General features: G+C 65.5%; 5 protein-coding genes. 2 read left to right on the forward strand and 3 right to left on the reverse strand.

All coding sequences use genetic code 11. The features are described 5' to 3' along the window. Nucleotides 1-415 (reverse strand): aminodeoxychorismate/anthranilate synthase component II (locus tag ABYW26_RS08515; protein WP_372604347.1); only part of this gene is annotated, 415 nt, incomplete at its 3' end. A gap of 137 nt (nt 416-552) precedes the next feature. Between ABYW26_RS08515 and ABYW26_RS08520 the strand changes: the two genes are divergently transcribed. After that, entirely contained in the window at nt 553-1923 is a 1371-nt protein-coding gene (locus tag ABYW26_RS08520) for a divergent polysaccharide deacetylase family protein (RefSeq protein WP_372604349.1), read from the forward strand. Nucleotides 1924-2051: 128 nt separating this feature from the next. Here ABYW26_RS08520 and trpE read toward each other — a convergent pair whose 3' ends face one another. Beyond that, nucleotides 2052-3566: an anthranilate synthase component I gene (trpE, locus tag ABYW26_RS08525; protein ID WP_372604351.1), complete on the reverse strand. Its 1515-nt coding sequence runs from the start codon at nt 3564-3566 to the stop codon at nt 2052-2054. 8 nt (nt 3567-3574) lie between these two features. After that, the gene (locus ABYW26_RS08530; RefSeq protein ID WP_372604352.1) at nt 3575-5416 is read right to left on the reverse strand and encodes a peptidyl-prolyl cis-trans isomerase; all 1842 of its coding nucleotides are present in this window, start codon (nt 5414-5416) and stop codon (nt 3575-3577) included. Between the two features lie 195 nt (nt 5417-5611). Between ABYW26_RS08530 and guaB the strand changes: the two genes are divergently transcribed. Continuing rightward, the coding region (gene guaB / locus ABYW26_RS08535) for an IMP dehydrogenase (RefSeq protein WP_372604353.1) at nt 5612-6720 on the forward strand (1109 nt) is incomplete at its 3' end.

A 6720-nucleotide genomic window follows, 5' to 3' on the forward strand; every position in this document is an offset into this window, starting at 1 on the left:
GCAGGCTGGCGCGTTCGACGATCAGCGAATGATAGCGCGTGGCCTTGAACGGCGAAGGCAGACCGGCAAAAACGCCGGTGCCGTCGTGGTGCATCAGGCCCATCTTGCCATGCACGATCTCATCGGCGCGCACCACCTTGCCGCCAAAGGCCTCGCCAATGGTCTGATGGCCCAGACAGACGCCCAAAAGCGGGGTTCCGACCTCGGCGGCGGCGCGGGTCAGCGCCAGACAGATCCCGGCCTGAGCCGGATCGCAGGGGCCGGGCGACAGCAGGATTGCCTCGGGGCGCAGCGCCATCGCCTGCTGCACATCCATCGCGTCATTGCGCACCACTTTGACATCGGCCCCCAACTCGCCAAGATAATGGACAAGGTTGTAGGTAAAGCTGTCGTAGTTATCGATCAGAAGTAGCATGGCAAAGCGGCCTTCGTATGAATAAGGGGTGAACCCGGCGCGTGGTCGGGCTATACATGTTCAGAGCCGCGTGCCGGGGTCAAGGGCAAGAGCGGCCAATGGCGGACAAGCCAGAGCAGTCGGAGGCAAGAATTCGCATGACAAGCGTTGTGAAAGGTCTGATCTGGGGCACAGTTGCGACCGCAACCGGGCTGGTATTCCTGTCACTGGTGGCGCCCACGACGCAAATGCCGGGCCTGCCGGTGAAAGCGCCAGCGCAACAGCCATCGCTTGCGCCCGCGGCCTCGCCCGACCGATCGCCCGCCAGCCCCGAAACCGCCCCCGCAGGCGCGCCGTCCAGCGCGCCGCGCACCGGCGAGATCAAACTCTCGCCCGGGTCTGAATTCAACCGCCCGCCCGCCGATACCGCGCCGCAACTGCCCGGCACGTCGGCACCGGCCGCGCCCGGCCATGCGCCCGCCGCGCCGTCCTCGGCCCAGCCGGATCGCACCACCGCCGATACCGCGCCCGCGCCGCAGCCGATGGCGAAAACCGGCGCACCCGGCGCTATGGCCGCGCCCGAATCCACCGACGCCACCGGCAAGGCACCCGATACCGAACAACCGGTTCTGCCCAGCCCCGGCGCCGCCACGCCCGCACAGCCCGCCACTGAATCCGCCCCGGTCGCCCCGGCGGCAACCCGTCCGCCGACCGGCATCGGCGTGCCGGTTCCGCCCATCGGCGGCAATGTGCCCGGCGTCACCACCGGCCGCCTGCCGACAGTGACCAACGACGTTGAAACCCGCGATCCCGACACCGCCCGGGTCGAGGCCCCGGCACCGACCCCGGCACGCAAGGGCGCGCTGACCATCAACTCGGTGCCGTTCCGCCCGGTTGCGGGCAAGCCGCTGTTCTCGGTGATCCTGATCGACGACGGCTCGGGCGCACTGGATCGCGCCACGCTGGCCAGCTTCAGCTTTCCGGTGACCTTCGCGATCGACGCCAGCCGCAAGGATGCCTTTACCGTGGCCGCCGATTATCGTCTGGCCGGGTTCGAAGTGGTGATGATCCCGCCGCAATTGCCCGAGGGCGCGACAGCGAAAGATATCGAGGTCACGATGCAGGCCGGGATGAACAAGGTGCCACAGGCCGTTGCGGTGATCGAACCCGAAACCACCGGCTTTCCGGCAGACCGCACCTTGCTGCGGCAGATGGTGGCGGTGCTCAGCGACAGCGGTCACGGGCTGGTCACGTTTGACCACGGCCTGAACAGTGCGCAACAGATCGCCGAAGGTGCCGATCTGCCTGCGGGCCTGATCTTCCGGGTGCTGGACGCGGATGCGGAATCCGCCCCGACCATCCGCCGCTATCTGGACCGCGCTGCCTTCAAGGCGACGCAGGATGGGTCAGTGGTGATGCTGGGCCATAGCACGCCCGAGACGGTGTCGGCGCTGTTCACCTGGGCGCTGGACGGCAAAGGCGCCGATGTGCAGATGGCGCCGATCTCGGCGGTGTTGCTGAAAGACTGACCGCGCCCCCGGATCAGCGGTTGCGCAGTGAGTATTTAGACCAAGAAAAAGCCGGTTTCTTCTGAGTAAAAATATCCCCGCCGGAGGCATCGCGGCGGGCCTGACCGCCGCGATTTGATCCGAGCAGGTCAGCTGTTGCCCGAGCGCACGAACAGACCGGCATCCTCGGCGGCGCGGCGGATGGCTTTGGACTTGTTGACGGTTTCCTCGAATTCCGCCTCGGGGTTGCTGTCGTAGACGACACCGCCCCCGGCCTGAATATAAAGCTTCTCGTCTTTCAGCACCGCAGTGCGCAGCGCGATACACATGTCCATGTCGCCATTGGCAGCGAAATAACCGACACCGCCGCCATAGACGCCGCGTTTTTCCGGCTCAAGCTCGTCGATGATCTCCATCGCGCGCACCTTGGGGGCGCCGGACACGGTGCCTGCGGGCAGGCCAGCCAGCAGCGCCGACAGCGCGTCGTGGTCATCGCTGAGCTCGCCCACCACGTTTGAGACGATATGCATCACGTGGCTGTAGCGTTCGATGATGAATTCTTCGGTCGGGCGCACGGTGCCGATCCTGGCGACGCGGCCAACATCGTTGCGGCCCAGATCCAGCAGCATCAGGTGCTCGGCCAGTTCCTTTTGGTCGGCCAGAAGATCGGCCTCATAGGCGCGGTCCTGATCCGGGGTGGCGCCGCGCGGGCGGGTGCCGGCGATCGGGCGGATGGTGACCTGACCGTCAAACACCCGCACCAGAATTTCCGGGCTGGCGCCGATCACCTGAAAGCCGCCGAAGTTGAAAAAGAACATGAACGGCGACGGGTTGGTGCGGCGCAGGCTGCGATACAGCGCGAAAGGCGGCAGTTTGAAATCCTGCGTCCAGCGCTGTGCCGGCACGACCTGAAAGATGTCGCCGGCGCGGATGTAATCTTTGGCCTTTTCCACCGCGGCCAGATAGCCGTCCTTGGTAAAGTTCGAGACCGGTTCGCCGACCGGGGTGATCTCGCCCAGATTGCGGCTGGCATCGGGGATCGAGCGTTCCAGTTCGCGCACCGCGTCCATCACCCGCTCGGCGGCCTGGGCATAGGCGGCACGGGCCGACAGGCCGCTGCTGGCAAAGGCGGGCGACACCACAGTGACCTCGCCCTTGACGCCGTCCAGAACCGCCACGACCGACGGCCGCAGCATCACCGCATCGGGCAGGCCCAGCGGGTCGGGGTTGACGTTCGGCAGGTGCTCGACCAGCCGGATCATGTCGTACCCCAGATAGCCGAACAGCCCGGCGGCGATGGGGGGCAGGGCCTCGGGCAGGTCGATCCGGCTTTCGGCGATCAACGCCCGCAGATTGTCCAGAGGCGCGCCGTCCTGTGCGGCAAAGCTTTCGGGATCGACGCGGGCATTGCGGTTGATCCGGCTTTGGGTGCCGTGGCACTGCCAGATCACGTCAGGCTTCATGCCGACGACCGAATAGCGGCCGCGCACCTCGCCGCCGGTGACCGATTCCAGCATGAAGCTGTCTTTGCGGGCGTCGGCCAGTTTCAGCATCAGGCTGACCGGCGTATCCAGATCGGCGGCCAGACGGGCATAGACGACCTGATTTTGTCCGGCGGAAAATCCGGCCTCGAAGGCCTCGAAAGTAGGAGAGAGCGCGGCCATGTCTTGCCTCAGGGAATTTGTGCGTGGACCGCTTTGATTGCGGCTTCGTTCAGGGTCAGGCCCGCGTCGGACAGCCGGGACTGGGCGAAATAGGCGAACAGGTCTTGCGACATGCCCTGCGCGGCCTGGCCTTCCAGGGTCGAGCGCATGAACTGCGCGCCCTTGTCATCGGCGGACGGCGGCAGGATCTGCGTCAGTTGCAGCAGATAGACCGTCTGATCGCCGGGCGCGACCACGGTGATGTCGCCGGGGGCGGCCAGCGCGAACAGCGGCTCGGACAGGGTGGCGGGGGCGGTGGTGCCACGGGTCACGGGGGCGACGGTTTCTACCGGCAGACCCAGCGTGTTCAGCGCTTCACCTGCGTCGGCGCGGGCTTTCAGCGCCTCGGCTTTTTCCCGCAGGCGGCGGTCGATCTCGGCCAGTTGCCAACCGGCGATGGCGTCGGTGCGGACCTCGTCCAGCGGCCGCAGATGGGCAGCGACCACCTCATCGACGCGCAGCGCGGCGATGCCGCCGTCTTCGAGTTCGATCACTTCGGGGAAATCCCCGACCTGTGCCAGATCGGCGGCGGCGCGGAAGGCGTCATAGCCGGTGATCGAGGCATCCTGCCCGTCGAAATAATCAACGGTGCCCAGTTGCATCGCGGTCTCGCGGTCCAGCTCTTCCAGAGTGGCGCCAGCGGCCAGTTGGTCATCGACCTGAGCGATCAGATCGGCGATCTGACGGCGGGCGGCGTCCTGGGCCAGTTCGTCGCGCAGATCGGGCTGCGCTTGTTCAAAGGTGACTTCCTGCGCGGCCAGCACCGCGTTCATGCGGATCAGGGCCGGGCCGAAATCGGTATCGATCGGACCGACGACGCCCGGTTCGGACAGATCGAACACCGCTGCGCCGGCAGTGCCCAGATCGGCGCGGGTCACGTCGCCAAGGTCGATATCCGACAGGCTGAGGCCGCGTTCAGCGACCAGATCGTCAAAGCTGACGCTGCCGGCATCCAGACGGGCGCGGGCGGTTGCGGCGGCCTCGGTCGTCGGAAAGACCAGACGCTCGACCAGACGGCGCTCGGGCTGGATATAATCATCGCGGCGCTCGGCATAGAGATCGCGCAGGGCGCTTTCGTCGATATCGACCGCGTCCAGCAGCATGTCGGGCGTCAGCAGCGCATAGGTGATGGATTTGCTTTCCGGCGCGGTAAAGGCGGCGGCGTTGTCAGTGTAATAGGCGGTCAGCGCGGCCTCGTCCGGGGTGCCGACCGGCGTGTCCAGCGACGCGGCATCCAGCACGATCAGCTCATAGCCGCGACGGGCGCCGACAAATTCAAAGATCAGATCGCCAAAGGCTTCGGGCACAGACCGACCGGCCATGATCGCGCCTTGCAACAGCGCGCGGGTGGCGTCGCTGCGCAGTTGTTCTTCGAATTCGGTTTCGGTCAGGCCGTTTTGCTGAAGGGTAAAGCGATAGGTCTCGCGGTCGAAGCCGCCGGTCGGACCCTGAAACGCCTCATAGGCTTTCAGCGAGCGCGCCACTTCGGCATCGCCGACCGAGACGCCAAGCTGCACCAGTTCGTTATCCAGCGCGGTATCGGTGATGACGCGGGCGCGGGCGTTTTGCACCAGACCGTAACCCTCGGCCTCGGCCAGCGTCAGGCGCTGCCCGGTCTGCGCCTCGGCGGCGCGCAGTTCCTGCGTCAGCGCCCGGTAATAGCGGTCGGTGGAAATCGGCGTGTCGCCGACCTGACCGACGCTTTGCACCGAGCCGCCGAAATTGGTCACGCCAAAGCCGGTCAATCCCAACATCAACAGCAGAAGAATCCCCCAAACAAGGATATTTCCGGTTTTCTTGCCTGCGCTCATCGGGTGTGCCTTTCGTCAGCGAAACGATCCGTCGGGGCTGTGTAAGCCGTTGCCCGGATCGCCGCAAGCATGATGGCACCGCTATGGCGCCCGCACGGGGGCGCCACAGGCCGGATGGGTCGATTAAGGCTTTTCTTTCCCCCCCATGCGTGAAATAGGGAAGCGCCAAACGAAAACTCCCAAGGAGCCTACCCAATGGAGATTCGCGAGGCGCTTACCTTCGATGATGTTCTGCTTGTTCCCGCAGCCAGTTCCGTGCTGCCGTCGACGGCCGATACATCGACCTTTGTGACCAAATCCATCCGTCTGAACATTCCGCTGCTCAGCTCGGCGATGGACACCGTGACCGAAGCCCGCATGGCCATCGCCATCGCACAGGCTGGCGGCATGGGGGTGATCCACAAGAACCTGAACGTCGAAGAACAGGCGCAGGAAGTGCGCCGGGTCAAGCGGTTCGAATCCGGGATCGTGTTCGATCCGATCACCCTGACCCCCGATCAGACCCTTGCCGATGCCAAGGCGCTGCAAGCGCGGTTCAACGTCACCGGGTTTCCGGTCGTCGATGAAAGAGGCCGCGTCGTCGGCATCGTCACCAACCGCGACATGCGCTTTGCCAGCGATGACAAGACGCCGGTGCGGGTGATGATGACCTCGGACAATCTGGCGATGCTGACCGAACCCGCTGATCTGGAAGAGGCGAAAAACCTGATGAAGGTGCGGCGGATCGAAAAGCTTCTGGTGACCGATGGCGCGGGCAAGCTGACCGGTCTTTTGACCCTGAAAGACACCGAACAGGCCGTGCTGAACCCGACCGCCTGCAAGGACCGTCTGGGCCGCCTGCGGGTGGCTGCGGCGACCTCGGTCGGCGATGCGGGGTTCGAGCGCACCGAAGCCCTGATCGACGCCGGTGTCGATATCGTCGTGGTCGATACCGCCCACGGCCATTCCCAAGGCGTTCTGGATGCGGTGACCCGCGCCAAGAAACTGTCGAATGAGGTGCAGGTGATTGCTGGCAACGTCGCCACCTATGAAGCCACGCGCGCCCTGATCGACGCCGGGGCCGATGCGGTCAAGGTCGGGATCGGGCCGGGCTCGATCTGCACCACGCGGATGGTGGCGGGTGTGGGTGTGCCGCAGCTGACCGCGATCATGGATTGCGCTGCTGGTGCTCGCGACAGCGGCACGCCGATCATCGCTGACGGCGGCATCAAGTTCTCGGGCGATTTTGCCAAGGCGATTGCCGCCGGTGCCCATTGCGCCATGGTTGGCAGCATGATCGCCGGCACCGACGAAAGCCCGGGCGA

Origin of the sequence: Actibacterium sp., assembly GCF_041584535.1 — a bacterium.
GTDB lineage: Bacteria > Pseudomonadota > Alphaproteobacteria > Rhodobacterales > Rhodobacteraceae > Actibacterium_D.

What these genes read in the sequence shown, in the direction of transcription:
- ABYW26_RS08520 (WP_372604349.1), top strand. Translation starts at nt 553, where the DNA reads ATGACAAGCGTTGTGAAAGGTCTGATCTGGGGCACAGTTGCGACCGCA.
- trpE (WP_372604351.1), bottom strand. Translation starts at nt 3,566, where the DNA reads ATGGCCGCGCTCTCTCCTACTTTCGAGGCCTTCGAGGCCGGATTTTCC.
- ABYW26_RS08530 (WP_372604352.1), bottom strand. Translation starts at nt 5,416, where the DNA reads ATGAGCGCAGGCAAGAAAACCGGAAATATCCTTGTTTGGGGGATTCTT.